The organism is Rhodomicrobium vannielii ATCC 17100, from assembly GCF_000166055.1.
In the GTDB taxonomy this organism is placed as follows: domain Bacteria; phylum Pseudomonadota; class Alphaproteobacteria; order Rhizobiales; family Rhodomicrobiaceae; genus Rhodomicrobium; species Rhodomicrobium vannielii.
The window spans coordinates 3,767,181-3,784,474 of the sequence record NC_014664.1; the positions used below are offsets into that span (position 1 = coordinate 3,767,181).

The window sequence follows — 17,294 nt, forward strand, 5'->3', positions numbered from 1 at the left end:
TCTATTCGCCGGTCCGAGGAAGCTCGTGTGCCAGCGCGTCGAGCATGTCGCTGACGGTGGCCTCGCTCGTGTTGAGCGTGAGCGAAATGCGCAGCCGCGCGGTCTTTTCCGGCACGGTCGGCGGCCGGATGGCGCGGATGTCGTAGCCGTAACCGCGCATCGCAGCCGCGAGCGCCGTTGCGCGCGTGTCCGCCCCAACGACAACCGGCACGATCTGCGAGCCGCTGCCCTCGATCCCGCAGCGCTCCTTGATGGCGGCATTCGCGAACGCGATGAGGTTTGCGAGCTTCTCGCGCCGTTCCGGCTCTTCCTTGCACAGGCGCAGTGCGGCGCGGACGGCGGCGGCGATCAGCGGCGACGGCGCGGTGGAGAATATGAACGGCCGCGAACAGTTCACGAGGTAGTTGCGGAAGGTACGGGGCAGGCACACAAGCGCGCCAGCCGAGCCGAGCGCCTTGCCGCAGGTGTGGAGCGAGACGACGTTCGCGCTGCCTTCGAGATGCGCGCCGAGGCCGCTGCCGTCGGGGCCGAATACGCCCGTCGCATGCGCCTCGTCAATGACGAGCATGCCTTCGTTGCGGTCGGCGACGGCGGCGAGGTCGTCGAGCGGCGCGCGGTCGCCGTCCATGCTGTAGAGGCTCTCGACCGCGATCCAGGCGCGACCCTTGCCGCCCGCTGCGCGCCACGCGCGGATGCGATCTTCCACCGCGTTGGCGTCATTATGCGCGGCCTTGACGGTCTCGGCCTTGCCCGCACGCATGCCGTCATGCGCGCTTGCATGGATGAGCGCATCGTAAACCACGAGGTCGCCGCGTTTCGGCAGCGCCGCGAAGATCGCGTAATTCGCCTGAAAGCCGTTCGAGAAGAACAGCGCACTTTCCGCGCCGAAGAACTTCGCGGCGTCGGCTTCGAGGCTTTCATGTTCGGAATAGTTGCCGCGAAGGAGCCGCGACCCGCCCGCGCCGATGGCGATGCCGCGTTCGAGCGCCGCGAGCACCGCTTCTCTCAGTTCATGCGATTCCGCAAGGCCCAGATAGTCGTTGGACGTGAAGTCGTAGCCGGACGGCAGGGTGAGCTGGCGAAGCCGCCCGCGCTCCTCCAACCGTGCCAGCGCGTCTTCATAAGGCCGCAGCATGAACCGTTTCCCGCGCGGCGCAGCTTTCGGTGCGATCCTCTGGTTTCAGTTCCATCGGGGAAAGGCCGAGCCTCGCGAAAAGATGCGCGTCCGAGCCCTCTTCCGTGTTCTCCGTCGTGAGCAGCGTATCACCCATGAAGATCGAGTTCGCACCCGCGAAGAAGCACAGCGCCTGCGTTTCGTCGCTCATCTCCGCGCGGCCGGCCGAAAGTCGGACCATGGAGCGCGGCATCATGATGCGCGCGAGCGCCACCGTGCGAACGAAGGCGATCGGATCCATGGGCGGCACATTTTCGAGCGGCGTTCCCTCGACCGGCACAAGCTGATTGATCGGCACGCTTTCGGGCGGCTGCGGCAGGTTCGCCAGCGTCACCAGCATGTCGAAGCGGTCTTCGGGTTCCTCGCCCATGCCGAGAATGCCGCCGCAGCAGATCTTGATGCCCGCCGCGCGCACACGATCCAGCGTTTCGAGCCGGTCGGCGAAGGTGCGTGTCGTGATGATTTCCTTGTAGTACCGCTCGGACGTGTCGATGTTGTGGTTGTAATAGTCGAGGCCGACAGCGGCGAGGCGCTTCGCGTGCGCATCGGACAACATCCCGAGCGTCATGCAGGTTTCCATGCCAAGCGCCTTCACGCCCGTTACCATGGCGCAGATCATATCGAGATCGCGCTCCTTGGGGCTGCGGAAGGCCGCGCCCATACAGTAGCGCGATGCGCCCGCCGCCTTCGCCTTGCGGGCCTCTTCGATGACGCGCTCGACTTCCATGAGCTTCTCGGCGGAAAGCCCGGTCTTGTGATGCGCGGACTGACTGCAATAGGCGCAATCCTCGGGGCAACCGCCCGTCTTGATCGACAGGAGGCGGCTTATCTGGACCTTGTTCGGCTCGAAATAGCGGCGGTGCAGGCTGTGAGCCTGAAAGATGAGGTCATTGAACGGCTGGTCGTAAAGTTTCTGCGCTTCTTCGCGCGTCCAATCATGCCGTTCTTCACTGGTGCGGGACACTTGAGGCGAACCCCCTTTTTTGAATTCCCGGCGTTTGTAGACCTCCTGACCGCCGCGCGCAACAAACCGGGACGACTCGCCGCGCGATCAGGACGCGATCTTGACGGGGACGGTTTCGGCGAAGCGTTGCTTCGACACGCGCTTGTCGAAGACGACGCGCTTTGCCGGGAAGCGGACGGAAACTTCGGTTCCCTCGCCCGGAATGCTGTCGACCGTAAGCGTACCGCCGTGCAGTTCGGTGAGCCGAACCGCGAGGGGCAGCCCCAGCCCCGCGCCTTCGTAGCGTCTCGCCAGCCCGTTCTCCACCTGCCGGAACAGCTCAAGCGCCTGGCGGATCTCGTCGCCGCTCATGCCAATGCCGGTGTCGCGGATTTTTACGCAAAGGCCGCCGTCCCATTCGGGAGTGGCTGAAATCACGATGCGGCCGCCTTTGGCCGTGAACTTGATGGCGTTTGAAAGCAGGTTGACAAGGATCTGCTTCAGCTTGCCCTTGTCGCCGCGCAGCACCACGCCGAGATTTCGGGCGGGCGCGGCAAGGAGAACTCCGCCCGCAAGCGCCTGACTCTGAACATCGAGCAGGCTGCGGTGAATGAGCGTGTCGAGGTTGATTTCGTCCTCGTGCAGTTCAAGCTTGCCCGCCTCGATGCGCGTCACGTCGAGGATGTCGTTGACGATGTTCAGCAGGTGCGTGCCCGATTTGTGGACATCGGCGGCATAGGATGCGTAGCGGTCGATGTCGTTGCCGATCATCTTGTCGCGAATGATTTCCGAGAAGCCGAGGATGGCGTTCAACGGCGTTCGCAGCTCATGGCTCATATTCGCAAGGAACGCCGATTTCGCTTCGTTCGCCTGCTCGGCCCGGCTTTTGGCCGCCACGAGTTCCGCATTGGTTCGGCGGAGCTTCACGCGTTCGTTCGCCAGTTCCTCGCTGATGGAGAGAAGAGCGGCATGCTCCATGCGCACTTTATCGCTTTCGCGGTCGAGGGCGGCTTCCTGAACGACGCGCTTGTTGATCTCCCGATTGAGCATGATCGCCATGATGAGCGGGAGACACAGCGCGGCAAGGCCGAGACCTACGAATGTAAGCTCCTGCCGACGGACGGGAGCCAAAACCTCGTCTCGGCCGACGCCGGATATGATGGTCAGCGGCAGATCGGGAAACTTGCGAAAGTGCTGGATACGAACAATACCGTCAGGCGAGCCGTTGCCCATAAAAATGCCCGACGATGAAGAGTTTCCCGCGTCCTGCAGCACCTTGAGCGTTGTGGGGCTGATCGCGGGGAGGGACATGTCGAGGCCGCCCGATTTTGTGTATCGGACCAGACGCACGCCATCGTTGCGGATGAGGCTGATGGCCGTCGCTTCGCCGAGATGGATCTTGCGGTGCAGTGTGGTGAGTAGGCTGGGCGTCAGAGATGTGACCACCACACCGGCGAATTTGCCGTTCTTTTCAAGCCGAAGCGACAGGGGGATGACGGTTCTTTTGGATAGCTTTCCGTGGATGGGCGCGCCGATATAAAGATCCGCATCACCCTCTTTTTGTACACCGAAGTAGTCGCGATCTGCGAGGCTCGTCTTTTCCCGACCATGGGGAACCGTCGTTGAGACGACAGTTCCCTCGGCATCGGTGATGGTGATGTCGATCGAAGGGGAACCGTAAACGGGCGCGGCTGACCTCGTTTTTTCGAGATCGAGCGGGGCATCGCTGCTTTCGAACTGGCGCTTTATCTCGACGGCGGCGTTTGCCGCTGCCTCGAAATTCGTGCGGATCTGCTCTTCGAAGCTCGCCGATATGTTTGCGGCATCGACCTTCGCGCGCCTGAGCGCATCGTGCCGCTCATCGACGATCGCTTCGCCGACCAGCACGCAAATAGCCACCATGATCGCAAGGCTGTACGCTACGATCCGGTGCTTGGCTTTTCTTGCCGCAGCCCAACGCGACGCCTCACGCGGAGTAACGGGCAGCTGGTCCCGAGGAAGCGATCTCCATATCACGAAAGAAGTCCTTAAACTTGCCATAAAATTGGGGCAAGGCTGGTAAGGTTTTCTCAGATGAGAGGTATAGATCATAAATGCAACGGTGATGAACAAAAGCAGACTAATCACTATCGAGAAGTAAATAACACCCGCTGCTATTGAATTAAATCATATGAATATTATTCCGCACTTTTGATGCACGGCACCTGTTCAATGCGAAATATAGCTCTTGATGGGAAGACAGGCGTCAGGGGCGCGTGACCTGCCGCGCCCCTGATGTTAGACGGGGGCTTTACGCGGCGAGCTTGAGTGCGCCGGAAATCTCCGCAAGCGTTGCCTTTTCAGCGTCGCTGACCTGCACGCCGCCGATGCCGAGGATGTTGCCACCTTCGGAAGCCGCGGCTGCCACCTTCTGGCTGATGTGATAGAGCCACTCCTTCACCGCCGGAGCATCCTGCGGCGCTTTCGCTTCGAGGATTGCGGCGACTTCCTGAAGCGTCTCGATGGATTTCGCCTTGAGCTTCGCGGCGTCGACGTTTTCGCCGAGCCTTTCCTTCATGGCCGTCCGCGCGTCGGTGCGACCTTGCGATGTTTCGAAGTCTTCGACGATGGAGCGGACCAGCTCGTTCGGACCCAGCCGCCCCTCGATCAGAGACTGACTGGCTGCGAAGCTTTCCTTCAGCATGCCGATAATGCCGCTCGGTTCGGCGGCCGTAACCGCCAGCCCCGACATGATGGCGCCATCGAGAAGGGTTTTCCATTCTTCCGGCGTGAAGTCATTTTTCGTCGCCATGTCCAGTCTCTCTCTTTCGTGAGCGAATAGCGGAAATTGGCGAGGCTTCTCGCCTCGGCATTTCAACTCTGGAAGCGAGCGTAACAAAAACAGGCGCTGTATAAATGCACAGAAGTAGATGCGCTTAAGATTCGGTATATTTGCGCGCGACCGTCCAATTCTTCAGCCGTGAGCAAGCTTGGCGTGACGTAATCAGGAGCCGCGCGCTTTATCGGTAAGCCCGGCTTCTATCGCCACTCGGATCAAGTCGGCGGTGGTCCTGACGTTGAGCCGCTTGAGCGCCCTCGCCCGATGTGCTTCGATGGTTTTCGTGCTGAGGCCAAGAATGCGCGCCACCCCCTTGTTGGGTTGGCCGGACGCCAGAAGCCCGACGACCTCCCGCTCTCGCGTTGAAAGCTGGTCCACGAGCGCCGCAGTCTGAGCCGCCCCGGCCTTTCTTGCAGGCTCTGGTCCCATCGCTGTCCCGCCAGCCCTGATGATTTCGTCCGAGATACGCCTCAAACGCAGACTTCCAGCCAGCCTCTTTTCAGCATCGTCGTGGGACGGATAACAGTAGATCGTGTAAAGTCTCAGCTCCTGATCCCACGAAATCAGCAGCGACGATTTTTCCGCAGACGAGTACTCCGCTACAACCGCCACCGCAGGAAGCGTCAGTTTGCCCGCCGTCCTCTTTTGCAGGGCTGTGATCTTGGAAGCCAGCCCCCTGAATGGGGGGAAGCTATCGCAAATGGCCTTTCCAACCGGAAGATAACCCGCAAGTTTTCCGGTGGAGAAGGTTATCATCTGTCCCGCATCGGCAAGGGCCAGTCCGAAACCGCTCTGTTCGAACATGGCCAACGTCGCCGCATCCGCATCGATTTCACTCATAGGGCGAGCCCTCTCGCAACGCAGTGCCGCGCAATCTCGGCGAACGCGTCGAGCACCAGATATCCCGTTTTCGCGCTGGTCCAGACAAAGTCGACGCCGATGGCCGCCGGCATCAGCGTGCTTGCGGGGCTCGTCAGGAGATCGGCCTTGTTCATCACGATCTTCGCAGGTCGTCCCGGAAACTCGCGCTCGAAGCCGCCCCAGAGATCGACCGCGGCTTTCTGGGTCAGCGGACGCGACACATCGGACACGATGAGCGCGCCGGTTGCCCCTGCCGAATAGATGTGGCGGTAGATATCTTGCGAATAGTCGCCGTCGATGTCCCAGATTAGAAGATTGACGTCGACGAGCAGGCCGGAGACCGCCGCCTTGAGTTTAAAATCGAAAATGTCGACGCCGATTGTCGCCTTGTAGCTTGAGTCGAAGGTGCCGAACACTAGGCGTCTGGCCAGAGACGTTTTCCCAACCCCGACTTCGCCCAGCAGTAACAGTTTTATCGCCTGATTCGTCATGAGGCATACTCGAGATTAAGCTGTCGATTGCGCATACCACCTGGCGCGCCCTGAGGTGGAACCCTTAATGAACCCTTCATATGATCGTTCAAGTTCAAGCAGACGATTGACATAATCCATTGTTTTTCTGCGAAGTTCCACAGGTCTTCCCTTGCCGCCCTTAATGCCACATCTAGGGAATTATCCTTAGTCGACTTGGTGATGGCGGCATGCTTTTTAAGGCTTTCCTTTTGGGGAGCCCAGTCATGCGAAATAATACGCCGAGCGGCGTCGTGCTAGCAGAATATTTTAGCGAAGATGAATATGCACGAAAATCTGCGGTGAAGCTGGCTCGGTTGCTTTCGTTTGCTATGGCCGATTTTGAAGAGCTGGGGATGGCGGACTGGAACGAGCGGATTGAGGAGTGCATCCGCGCGCTGATGCTTAGGTATCAGCTTAGCCCCGAGGAGCTGTTTCGCGACCGGCGCGAGCCGCTCCAGTAGCTACGGCCTCCAGCAGCCAGCCTGCGACCGGGTGTCGCTCGCGCATCATGTAAAGGTAAACAAACGATCTTTTTTCGACCCACGATTTTATGTGGTATTGAAGCTTATTGCTTAAATGCCGGGCAGGTGGGTGACATGCTCTCAAATACAACCGAGGCCGCCGATGACGGGTCGGCGCCAGAGATTCTGATCATTAAGGACATTATTCTCCGCGACCTCCGCCGCGCCCATGAAGCGCGAATGGCGGGGATAGAAGAGCGCCTTTCCCTCTTTGAGGAGGAGTGCCGCGCGCGGTTCCTGTCCATCGAAAAGCGGATCGACAGCCTCGCGGCGGCGTCCGAGCACTCGCAGAAAGAAGCCCTTTCCGACCTCAGCAAGGCAATCGGCGACATCGCCGGCCGCTTGCGGCTTGAGCGGGGAGCGGCGGGCGATGTCGGCTAAGAACGATTACCTCGCGCTCAAGGACGTCCTTTTCGGGCGAGAAAGCGCGGCGCTCGAAGATGTGCGCGCTCTCGTCGCAGCGCACGATCAGAGCATCGGCTCGCCGGAGCAACTTCGCGAAAGCGTTGCCGACGTCCTCGCGGGCGCAATGCGGTCCGCGGGCATCAAGGATCGCTCGGGCCTCGCCATCTCCATGGCCCCGGTCATCATCGACGGCATCCGCAGCGAAATCCGCAACTCCCGCAACGAAATCGTCGATGCGCTTTATCCTATCCTCGGGCGACTGACGTCGGCCTATGTGATGAGCGCCTTCCGCGACTTCATGGAGCAGACGAATCAGCGCCTCGAAGGCGGGCTGTCGGGTCGCTTCATCTGGCTGCGGCTGTATTGCTTCGTCACCGGCAAGTCCTATGCGAAAGCGCTGCTGCGGCGGCGCTCGGCGTTCCGCGTGCAGGAAATCCTGCTGATCGACGCCGAAACCGGCGCGCTCGTCGACTCATGGCAGGCACCCGATCTGGCGGTCGGTGAACCCATCGCAGACGACGGGCCGCGCGTCACCGCCATGCTCGCCGCCGTGAACAGGTTCGCGTCCGAGGCGCTCAAGGCGAAGCGCCAGTCTCTGAAGTCCATCGACCTCGGCGACTCGCAGATCTATCTGCGCATGACGGCCAAGATGCTGTTCGTGCTGCGATGCGAGGGCTACGCGAGGGCGTCGCTGCTGGACGTTCTGGACAAGGCGATCGTCAATGTCCTCGACGTCCACGAACCGCGCCTCAGTTCGCCCGACCGGCACACCGCCGCGCAATCCGCCCGCGAAACGCTCGCCGCGCTCGCGGAGAAGGTGCAGGAGACCCTGAGCCAGAGGCGGCGCAGGCCGGTGTTCGCCATCGTGCTCTATAGTGCGTTCATCCTCGCCGTCCTCGCCTTTGCGGGCTTTCGATATTGGCAAAGCGAGCGTCTTGAAGCGATACGCGACACGGCCGCGAGCATCGCAAGGGCGTATCCGGGTGTATTGGGCTTCCCGGTGGACGTGCGCTTCGACGGCGACGGAAGATCCCTCATTTTGTCGGGGCTGGTCCCGAGCTACTCCGTCAAGGAGGGCGTCGAAACTCAGGTGTCGAGCCACGTCACGGAACTGCCGGTCGTAAGCCGGCTTCTCGTCCTTCCCGAGCAACGTAAGGTCGAGGAACTTCAGGGCGCGGTCTCGGCCATCATGGACAAGCTCGCCGCCATCGAAGCGCGGATCGAGGCTGGAAATGCGAGCCTCGCCGATTTGAAGGCGCGCGTTGCGGAACAAGGCGAAACGCTAAAGACGGTGAGCGCGCAGGTGTTCTCGCCGCAGCAGCGCTTCACCGAGTGGGCGCGAAGGAACGCAATCTTCTTCGGAGACGGCACCAAATTCCGCAATCCCGACATCGCAAGCCGGAAGATCGCGGAGCTGGCCGCCATCGTAGCCAATTCCGATATTCGCCTCCTTGTCGTGGGCTTCACCGACTCGCTCGGCCAGAGCGAACGCAACCAGCAACTCGGGCAGGAGCGCGCAAAAGCTGTGGTGGACGAACTGGTCAAGCTCGGCGTCGCCGAGGATCGCCTCGCCACGGTAAGCCGCAGAACGGAAACGGTGATTACGACCGAGACGGGCGCGACGAGCAACAACCGCCGCGTGGAATTTCAGCTGGCCCTTGAGGGCGAATGAGATACGGGGCCGCTGTTAACGGGCGGCCGCGCCGACGCACTCAGTTTTTCAGGAAACGCTCGTAACGGCGATCCGTCAGCGTCTTGAGAAACGCGATCAGCGCATCGATGTCGCGGTCGTCGAGACGCACTATGGCTTTCAGATCGGCGGAGACAGTCGCGGGCACTTCCGGTTCGCCGAAGCCGCCCGAGCCCATTCCGGCGCGTTCGCCCGCGCGCGGATCGGAGCCCCGCTGATGGGACAGCAACACCGTCCTCAGATCGCGGAAAGCGCCATTGTGCCCGTAGGGCGCGGTGATCGCGACATTACGCAAGCCGGGCACCTTGAAGCGGCCATCAAAGCGCGCCTCGTGCGGAACCGCCCCGCCAGATGCGAGGCCGCCATCGATAACCCTCGGTGCGGAACCGTTCAGCGCGCGCACGACGCGGTTCACCGGGACGCCGAGATTGTAATAGCGGAAGTTCGAGAACACCTCGCGCTCGGCCGGCGCACCCTCGCCGCTCATGTGGCAGGCCGCGCAATTGCCGCGCTCGCGCGAAAAGAACAGGTCGCGACCGGCGGTTTCCTTCTCGGTCAGCGCCGCCTCTCCACGCCGCACGCGGTCGTATTTCGAGTCGAAGGGCGACATCGCAGGTGCGCGCTCGAACGCGGCGATGGCGGCGGTCATGGCTGCGAAGGCGCGCGCGTCGTCGTCGAACACGGCTTCGCCGAACAGCGCGCGAAACGCCGACACATAAGCCGCGTTTTCCTTCAGCCTGGCGACAACGCTCGCCTTGTCGGGCATGCCCATCTCGACGGGGTTCAAGGGTGGCCCACCCGCCTGATCCTCAAGCGTCGCCGCGCGCCCGTCCCAGAAGAGGCCGCCGACCGGCTCACCCGTTGCGTCGATATGAAATGCGGGCGCGAAGGCGGCGTAGGTAACAGGCGGCGCGTTGCGGTCGCCGAGCGAGCGGCCGTCTGCGCCCCGCGAAACAGCGCCCGCCACCGCGCCAAGCTCGCGCGGGTCGGTGAAAGCGAGGTCCGGCGAATGGCAACTGACGCAGTTCTGTCGCCGGTTGAACGAAAGGTTACGGTCGGCGAACAGCGCGCCGCCGAGTTTTTCAAGCCGCGACGAGCGGGCAGATGCGGCGTCGGGTGTACGGCGATCGTGAATGACGACGCCCACGAACACCACCGCCGCGCAGAAAAGAGCAAGCGCGCTCGCTCCAACCCGGAAGACTTGTCCCTGCCCGCTCGCGCTCATGTTAGTGATCCGATTCCGACATTTGCATCCGTTCGCAGCACCCCGTGAGCAAATGTCGAAATCACAAGGGCCACTAGCAACTTGATGATTTTAGTGGAGCTTTTGAATTTGACATTTGAGCGAGAGCTCGCTGCAACCGGGACTCAAATGTCAAATTCGCTCCACTAGTCCTGCGCCTCGCGGATCGCGATCTTCACGGTCTCGACGTCCGAGCCCACAACCATCAGCGTCACAGGCCCTTCGCCAAGCTCGAAGCGCACGCTCTTGCGCACGATCGGACATTCCCCGCGCCCAGTGAAGGCCACGGTTTCGGCCGACTTGTCGCCCTGAACGACGTCGATCCAGGCGTGCTTCGAGAGCGTCACCTGATAGACGGCCTTCTTCGGCAGCGCCTTGATCGTGAGGAAGCCGGAATAGCTGTCCGGCGCGAGCGCGCCTTCCTTGATGCCGGATTTTGTGGGAAGCGCCGCATCTTTCGTCAGCGGCAGGGCCAGCGCGACGGCCTTCGCAGGAAGCGCGGCTATCTCCCCGCCGGACTTCACAGCCACGGCATCCGCCGCCTGCATCCAGGCAAGTTCAGTCGCCATCGGCCAGCTAAAGCCATCGCACGGCCCATCCTCTGCGACGGCGGGGCTGCACAGTAAAAAGGCCGTCAGTGCGAAAGCGGCTGCCTTCGCTGGTTTTGTTATCGGGAAATCCATGATCCATTCCTTCATGCTTTGCGGCGGCGTGAAACCGCTCGCGAAATATCGGGGGACCGCGCGGGGTTGCGGCCCCCGAACTCGTCAGAACTTGATGCGCATGCCAGCCGTGAAGCTGCGGCCCGGCTCCGGGAAGCCGTCAGTGAGCGCGTAGTTCTCATCAGTAAGGTTGCGCGCGGTGAGTTGGAGCGTCGCGCCGGGGCGGAACTCGTACTCAGCCGAGATGTTGGCGATGGTGTAGGCGCCGATGGTGTAATAGATGCTGCTGGAATTGGAGGTCCATCGCGTGCTCGCCATCTCGACGTTCGGCGTGAGAGTGACGCCGTCGAGCGGGCTCCACTTCACATAGGCGATGCCCTTGGCATCGGGGACGCCAGTCAGTTCGACGCCGGATGTCGGGTTGGAAATGTTGCGGCTTATCAGCGTGACGTTACCGCCGACCGAAAGCGTCTTCGTCAGTGGAACATCCGCCGATCCCTCCCAGCCGTAAAATTCGCCGTCGCCGATGTTCTGCGACTGACTATAGGTGCCGCCATTATATGCGATGTTCACCGACTGGATGAAATCGGTTACATCGCTATAGAAGACGGCCGTCGAGACCTGCGCGCGCCCGAATAGCTTGCCCGCCCAGCCGATTTCGTAGTTCGTTGATTCCTCGGGAGCGAGCCCGGGATTCGAGGTGGCACCGCCGAATCTCGAACTGAAGCGCTCGAACAGCGTCGGGAAGCGCGTGCGGTGCGAGACGTTGGCATAAACCTTGGCGTCATCCGAATAACGCCAGATCGCCGCGGCCTGCCAGTTCCACGCATCGCTGTCCTTCAGCGTATAGTCGAACAGGCCGTTGGCGGCAGTCCAGTCCTGCGCCTGAAGAAGATTGCGCCAATCGTAGCTAGCGCCCGTGACGAGATCGACGCGCGGTGTCGCGTGGAACGTGTTTTCGAGGGCGATGGAGTAGGTGTCTTCCTCGCTTCGCTGCACCGGCTCAGTGCAAGGGGCCGTCATGACGTAGGGATCCGTACCGAGGACGCCGCAACTCGATCCTTTGCTACCGTTCACGTAAAGCCGGTTATACTCTTCGTGAATATCGCGGCGATAGTGGAACGCGGCCTTCAGCGTATCCCAGTTGGTGATGTCTGTGCCGGCGTCGATGCTGCCGCCGTAGCCTTCGTCCTTGTAATAGCTGCGGAAGGCGTTCGATGTCGTCTGAGTGGTCAGCGATGCGTTGTCATACGCGAAAAGCCCGTTGTCGAACGTGTTGTAGAAAAACTTCGTGTTGACGTAGGAAGACTGACCGATGCGCGTTGTCGTGTGAGAATAGACGCTGTCGAGGTTCCACCAGGGCCAATCCCAGTAACGCTGGTTGTTGATGGGGTTGACGGTGTGGAATGGCGCCCCCTTCGATCCTTCCTGCTTGAGATAGCTGATCGAATATTCATCAGTCGCATTCGGCGTGATGCCCGCCTTGACGTTGATCCGCCAGTCGTTCACGTCGGAATTGTTGCGCCAGCCGCCATCTTCGCTTGCCGCGTTCTGCGGCTTGAAGTCGTCGGAGAGCTTCCAGCCTTTCGAGTCCAGCACTGAGCCTGACGCCGTCAGGTAGTAATATTTCTGCTTCGTGCCGACATAGCCGGACGTGCGGAAACCGCTATAGGCGCCGTCGCCCGCGAAGGTGAATGTCTGCTCGACCTCGCCTTCGAGTTCCTTCGTCGGCCGCCGCGTCACGAGATTGATCGCGCCGCCGAGCCCACCGGGGCCATCCAGCACCGAAGCGTAGCCCTTCGCGATCTGGATTTCGGCGATCTCTGCGCCTGTGAGGAAGCGACCGAAGTCGAGCCGGTTATCGGCAGGAAGATAGACGCGAACACCATCGATGGTGAGCGGCACCTGGTAGCGATCGAAGCCGCGCACATAGAGAAGGCGTTCGTTGCGCGTGCCGCCACCGTTTGAGTCCGACACACCCGGAGCGAGCGCCGCCGCCTGATCGAGCGTGGGCTTCTGGAAGGTCCAGGTCTGCTCGTTGGTGACGACCGTGCCGCCCATGAGATTGATGCCGCCGAGGCTGAAAATGCCCGCAGCCGAAGAGCCGCCCTGCCCGGAGCCGCCCGTTCCCTCAGCGGCGTCGGTGCCCGATGCCTCATCCGATGGCGTCGTCTGCGTGGTTTGCGCCTCGCGACGCGCACGCGGCGCGGAAGCAGGCGTCACCGTCTTCGGCTGGAACACGACCACCGGCGGAAGCGTCGGCGTCTGATCAGCGACCTGCGTTTCCTGCGCATGCGTTGAGGCTGGCAGCATCGCCCCGAACGCGACGCCGACCGCCGTCAGAACCAGCGCTCTATGCGAAATTGCGGCACCAAGCCGACATGGAATAACGCTGATTGCACCATACGCGCGCTCATTGTGTTCGCGCGCAGCCGATCCCGTTGCGAGCGCGCCGGCCAGCCTGCCGCGCGCCCGCTCCTTGCGGGAAATATTCATGTTTTGCCCCTTACCCAGAATAACGATCTGGCCCCCCTCGACGTGAACGTCGTGCCCAAGGCCAGATTGATATATTAGCGACTATACAGCTCAGGGGAATACGGGGTTGTCGCAGTTGTATACGCTGGTGAACAGCTGTGATATATTTACAGCAGGTGTACATTCCTGCCCGTCGAAGAGGCGCGGCTGCCTGCTTTCGATGCTGTGCGGGTAAATTGCGGAGTGCCCTCTGATCGCGCCACCCCCACGCCCGACAGGCAGACACCACGCGGCAATATCAGCGGGGAAGGCGGACCGTGGAGAATCGCTGTCACATCGCCAGAAAATCACATTAGAATTACTCTAGTTTCAAATATAACAAATATGTTGACCTTCTGATATTTTGAAATCTAGTTTTAGGGCGGCATACAGATCTGCTGACGCAAACTCTCTCACATCACGGAGAGGCGGAGTGGATTCTTGGTAGTGCCATCGGATTCCACGTAATTATCATCGTCCATTCAAGGTCTTCCTGAGCATTATGATTACTCTCGAAAATATCAGGGTCGGAGAAAGTGCTCGCGTCGTCGGGTTTTCATCCGGCGACCGAGGCTATCGCCAGCGCCTTCTCGCGATGGGCTTGACACCCGGTGCGACTTTCTCAGTCCAGCGCCGGGCACCGCTTGGCGATCCGATCGAAATCAAGGTGAGAAACTTCAAACTCACGCTTCGAAAAGGTGAAGCGGCCATCGTGGAAGTCGAACGACTCTGATGAAGACCCATCATACGATTGCACTTGCCGGCAATCCCAACTGCGGCAAGACGACGCTTTTTAATGTGTTGACGGGGGCGACCCAGACCATCGGCAACTGGCCGGGCGTCACGGTTGAGAAGAAGCTCGGCGCCTATGCCTGGAAGGGTGTGCGCTACGATATCATCGATCTGCCGGGGGTTTATCTTCTGGCGAATGTCGGGCGGGGCTCCGAAGACGAGCGCGTTGCGCGCGATTACATCCTGAGCGGCGAGCCCGACCTGATCGTCGATATCCTCGATGCATCAAATCTCGAACGTAATCTTTATCTCACCACCCAGTTGCTGGAAATGGGCGTTCCGCTCATCCTCGCCCTGAACATGTCCGACCTCGCCGAAAGGGGTGGCGTGGCAATCGACGCGGCGGCGCTTGGTCAGGCGCTTGGCTGTCCCGTCGTGCCCATGGTTGCGAGCAAGCGCAGAGGCGGCGACGCGCTCAAGGCGGAAATCGCCCGTGCGGTGCAGACGCCTCCGGCTCCGTGCGTCCGGCCGACGCAGGTTCCTGCGGTTGAAAAGGCAATCGGTGCCTTGGCACCTGCTTTGTCCGACGCTGCCAAGGCTGCGGGTGTCGATCCCCGCTGGGTCGCGCTGAAGCTCATCGAAGGCGACGATCTCGCGGAGCGGATCGCCGGGCAGAGCCTGACGGAAGATGCGAAGCGCCTGCGCGTCGAGGTGGAGAAGGAATGCGGCGACGACGCCGACATCATTATCGCTGACGGACGCTTCCGTTTCATCGCAGGGATCATGGAGGCCTGCCATCGCCAGAAGCGCGAGGTCTCGACGACGCTCACGCAGCGCATCGACGCCGTCACGCTCAACCGCTTCCTCGGCGTGCCGATCTTCCTCCTCGCGATGTATCTGATGTTCCTTTTCACCATCGTGGTGGGTGGAGCCTTCATCGACTTCTTCGACAAGGGCGGCGAAGCGCTGTTCATCGATCTGCCTCAGCAGGGGCTCACCGCCATCGGCGCGCCGGATTTCGCCCAGGTGATTGTGAAAGGCTTCGGCAGCGGCTTGCAGACTATCGCGACATTCGTTCCGATCATCGCCTGCCTCTTCCTGTTCCTCTCCATCCTTGAGGACTCGGGCTACATGGCGCGCGCGGCCTTCGTGATGGACCGCGCCATGCGGGCGATCGGCCTGCCCGGCAAATCCTTCGTGCCCTTGATTGTCGGCTTCGGCTGCAACGTCCCTGCGGTCATGGCGACGCGCACGCTCGAAACGCGGCGCGACCGCATCCTCACGATCATGATGGCCCCGTTCATGTCCTGCGGGGCGCGACTGCCAGTCTTCGCGCTTTTCGCGGCGGCGTTCTTCCCGTGGAGCGGACAGAACATCGTTTTCCTTCTCTACATCATCGGCATCCTGTTCGCGGTGATGACCGGCCTCATCCTCAAGCACACGCTGCTTCGCGGTGAAGTCTCGCACTTCATCATGGAGTTGCCGCCCTATCACGTGCCGACGGTGCGGACGGTGGTCATTCAGGCGTGGCAGCGGCTTCGCCGGTTCATCCTCAACGCGGGCCAGATCATCGTGCCGATGGTGATGGTGCTGAGCGTCCTTGCGAACATGGGCACCGATGGCAGCATCGGCCGCGAAAACACCAAGGACTCGGTCCTCGCTTCGGTCAGCCACGAACTGGTCCCCGTGTTCAAGCCCATCGGCCTCACGGACGACAACTGGCCGGCAGCCGTTGGGCTGTTCACCGGCATATTCGCGAAGGAAGCGGTCGTCGGCACGCTGAACGCCCTTTATTCGCAGGTCGATGCGACTGAGGGCGAAGGCGGCGAGAAAGCCGGGGAAGCGCGCGCGTCGGTGCTCGACAAGCTGGGCGAAGCGGCGGCAACCGTACCGACCAATCTCGCCGAGATCGGTGGCAAGTTGCTCGATCCGCTCGGCATCGATGTCGGCTACGTTGGCGATTCGACAGCGGCCGCCGAGAAGCTGGAAGTCAACAGCCAAGTGTTCGGTGCCATGCAGTCGCGCTTCGACGGGATGGCGGGCGCGTTCGCCTACATGCTGCTGATCCTGCTTTATGTGCCCTGCGTGGCCGCTCTCGGCGCGATCCGCCACGAGGTGGGCCTGCGCTGGACGGCCTTTGCGACCGTCTGGACGACCGGCATTGGCTACATCACGGCGGTGTCGTTCTACCAGATCGCAACATACAGCCGCGATCCGGCGACGGCGCAAAACTGGCTCATGACCTGCGCGCTCGTCTTCTGCGTTGCCGTGCTGTCGATGTGGCTCGCCGGTCTGGCGCAAGGGCGTCGCATCGCGGCGCTTCCGGCGGAGTGAGGTTGGCATGATTACGCTGTCCGAACTCGGCCGTTACCTGGAGAACCGGGGGCAAGCGACGCTTTCCGAGATGTCGATCCATTTCGGATCGTCTCGGGATGCCGTTCGCGGCGCGCTCGATCTCATGGTTTCAAAGGGGCGCGTTCGGAAATTGCCCGTTTCGCAAGCGCCATGCGGCTGCGGGTGCTCGGCTTCCTGCGAATGCGTGGAAGTGTTCGAGTGGGTGGGGCCGAAGTCCGGTCCCACTCACTGACGTTCCGCCGCCCAAGGTCGAGGTGGGCGAGCGGATCGCATATTCGTCTCATGGCATGGCGCAAAAAAGGCGGCTAATGCTCGCCGCCTTGCATCGCGGGATGCCCGCCGATCTCCGATGGTCAGGCGGCGCCAGTACGCTCGGGCACCGGCATTCCGAGCCAATCCTTGTAGAACGTGTCGATATCCGGCTCGAAGTCGTGGATGACGGGATACCATGGCGTCGGCGCTTCTACATCGTGAAGCGTCCCGCATTCGGGGCAGAAATACTCGCGCAGCACCTGCCATGACGGGGTCGGGGCCATCAGGCGCGGATAGATCTGCTCAAGCTTCTGCGGCGTGTCGCGCACATTGATGAGCGCGTGCAGCTTCCAGTTTTCCTTCCAGCCGCAGAAATCATGGCCGCATTCGCAGCGGGTCTTCCACTCCTTCGTGTCCTGACGCTGAACGATGTAGAGCTTCGGGCCGAGCGGCAGGATGATGCGATCCTTCCACGGCAGGCGCTCCTGCAGGATGTCGATATAGGTGGCGAAGCGCTCCGCATCCTTCGGCATGGAAAGCATCTGGTGCAGCGTGTCGTGGTCGATGCGGCCGTCGATGAGATCGGCAATCTTGGTGCGTGTGTAGGACATT

The 17,294-nt window shown here is 61.4% G+C and carries 16 protein-coding genes; 6 read left to right on the forward strand and 10 right to left on the reverse strand.

What is annotated here, in order from left to right; translation table 11 throughout:
• Position 1 precedes the first annotated feature (1 nt).
• From RVAN_RS17350 to RVAN_RS19345, 6 genes are all read right to left on the reverse strand, one after another.
• A complete protein-coding gene (locus RVAN_RS17350) occupies positions 2-1,135 on the reverse strand; it encodes an 8-amino-7-oxononanoate synthase (protein WP_013420999.1) in 1,134 nt (377 codons plus the stop codon).
• The gene (bioB, locus tag RVAN_RS17355) at positions 1,119-2,138 is read right to left on the reverse strand and encodes a biotin synthase BioB (RefSeq protein ID WP_013421000.1); all 1,020 of its coding nucleotides are present in this window, start codon (positions 2,136-2,138) and stop codon (positions 1,119-1,121) included. The genes RVAN_RS17350 and bioB overlap by 17 nt, the downstream gene beginning before the upstream one ends.
• An 87-nt stretch (positions 2,139-2,225) precedes the next feature.
• Complete coding sequence (locus RVAN_RS19335; protein WP_049779516.1) at positions 2,226-4,019, reverse strand: sensor histidine kinase; 1,794 nt, start codon at positions 4,017-4,019, stop codon at positions 2,226-2,228.
• 388 nt (positions 4,020-4,407) lie between these two features.
• Positions 4,408-4,908 carry a hypothetical protein gene (locus tag RVAN_RS17365; protein WP_013421002.1) on the reverse strand — a complete coding sequence of 167 codons (501 nt, stop codon included), beginning with the start codon at positions 4,906-4,908 and terminating at the stop codon, positions 4,408-4,410.
• Positions 4,909-5,100: 192 nt separating this feature from the next.
• On the reverse strand, positions 5,101-5,775 hold the full coding sequence (locus RVAN_RS19340; RefSeq protein ID WP_013421003.1) for a response regulator transcription factor: 675 nt from the start codon (positions 5,773-5,775) through the stop codon (positions 5,101-5,103).
• Entirely contained in the window at positions 5,772-6,287 is a 516-nt protein-coding gene (locus tag RVAN_RS19345) for a Rab family GTPase (RefSeq protein ID WP_013421004.1), read from the reverse strand. The genes RVAN_RS19340 and RVAN_RS19345 overlap by 4 nt, the downstream gene beginning before the upstream one ends.
• Before the next feature lie 245 nt (positions 6,288-6,532).
• On the opposite strand from RVAN_RS19345, the gene RVAN_RS17380 reads away from it, so the two are divergent.
• The 3 genes from RVAN_RS17380 (at position 6,533) to RVAN_RS17390 (ending at position 8,906) form a co-directional block, all read left to right on the forward strand.
• Complete coding sequence (locus tag RVAN_RS17380) at positions 6,533-6,769, forward strand: hypothetical protein (RefSeq protein ID WP_013421005.1); 237 nt, start codon at positions 6,533-6,535, stop codon at positions 6,767-6,769.
• A 135-nt stretch (positions 6,770-6,904) separates the two neighbouring features.
• On the forward strand, positions 6,905-7,210 hold the full coding sequence (locus tag RVAN_RS17385) for a hypothetical protein (RefSeq protein WP_013421006.1): 306 nt from the start codon (positions 6,905-6,907) through the stop codon (positions 7,208-7,210).
• Complete coding sequence (locus RVAN_RS17390) at positions 7,200-8,906, forward strand: OmpA family protein (RefSeq protein ID WP_013421007.1); 1,707 nt, start codon at positions 7,200-7,202, stop codon at positions 8,904-8,906. The genes RVAN_RS17385 and RVAN_RS17390 overlap by 11 nt, the downstream gene beginning before the upstream one ends.
• A gap of 40 nt (positions 8,907-8,946) precedes the next feature.
• Here the strand turns inward: RVAN_RS17390 and RVAN_RS17395 are convergent, their stop codons facing one another.
• The 3 genes from RVAN_RS17395 to RVAN_RS17405 all read right to left on the reverse strand — a co-directional run bounded on the left by RVAN_RS17395 (position 8,947) and on the right by RVAN_RS17405 (position 13,325).
• On the reverse strand, positions 8,947-10,149 hold the full coding sequence (locus tag RVAN_RS17395) for a cytochrome-c peroxidase (protein WP_013421008.1): 1,203 nt from the start codon (positions 10,147-10,149) through the stop codon (positions 8,947-8,949).
• A 164-nt stretch (positions 10,150-10,313) separates the two neighbouring features.
• A complete protein-coding gene (locus RVAN_RS17400; protein ID WP_155942507.1) occupies positions 10,314-10,736 on the reverse strand; it encodes a hypothetical protein in 423 nt (140 codons plus the stop codon).
• 198 nt (positions 10,737-10,934) lie between these two features.
• Complete coding sequence (locus RVAN_RS17405; protein ID WP_013421010.1) at positions 10,935-13,325, reverse strand: TonB-dependent receptor plug domain-containing protein; 2,391 nt, start codon at positions 13,323-13,325, stop codon at positions 10,935-10,937.
• Between the two features lie 520 nt (positions 13,326-13,845).
• On the opposite strand from RVAN_RS17405, the gene RVAN_RS21225 reads away from it, so the two are divergent.
• Genes RVAN_RS21225 through RVAN_RS17420 form a run of 3 tightly spaced genes read left to right on the forward strand, consistent with a single transcriptional unit; the run spans position 13,846 to position 16,662 of the window.
• Complete coding sequence (locus RVAN_RS21225; protein WP_013421011.1) at positions 13,846-14,076, forward strand: FeoA family protein; 231 nt, start codon at positions 13,846-13,848, stop codon at positions 14,074-14,076.
• A complete protein-coding gene (gene feoB / locus RVAN_RS17415; protein ID WP_013421012.1) occupies positions 14,076-16,409 on the forward strand; it encodes a Fe(2+) transporter permease subunit FeoB in 2,334 nt (777 codons plus the stop codon). The genes RVAN_RS21225 and feoB overlap by 1 nt, the downstream gene beginning before the upstream one ends.
• Before the next feature lie 7 nt (positions 16,410-16,416).
• Complete coding sequence (locus RVAN_RS17420; RefSeq protein ID WP_013421013.1) at positions 16,417-16,662, forward strand: FeoC-like transcriptional regulator; 246 nt, start codon at positions 16,417-16,419, stop codon at positions 16,660-16,662.
• Between the two features lie 121 nt (positions 16,663-16,783).
• On the opposite strand, the gene RVAN_RS17425 is transcribed toward RVAN_RS17420, so the two are convergent.
• Positions 16,784-17,293 (reverse strand): acetone carboxylase subunit gamma, encoded by a 510-nt coding sequence (locus tag RVAN_RS17425; protein WP_013421014.1) that lies wholly within the window; start codon positions 17,291-17,293, stop codon positions 16,784-16,786.
• Position 17,294 lies beyond the last annotated feature (1 nt).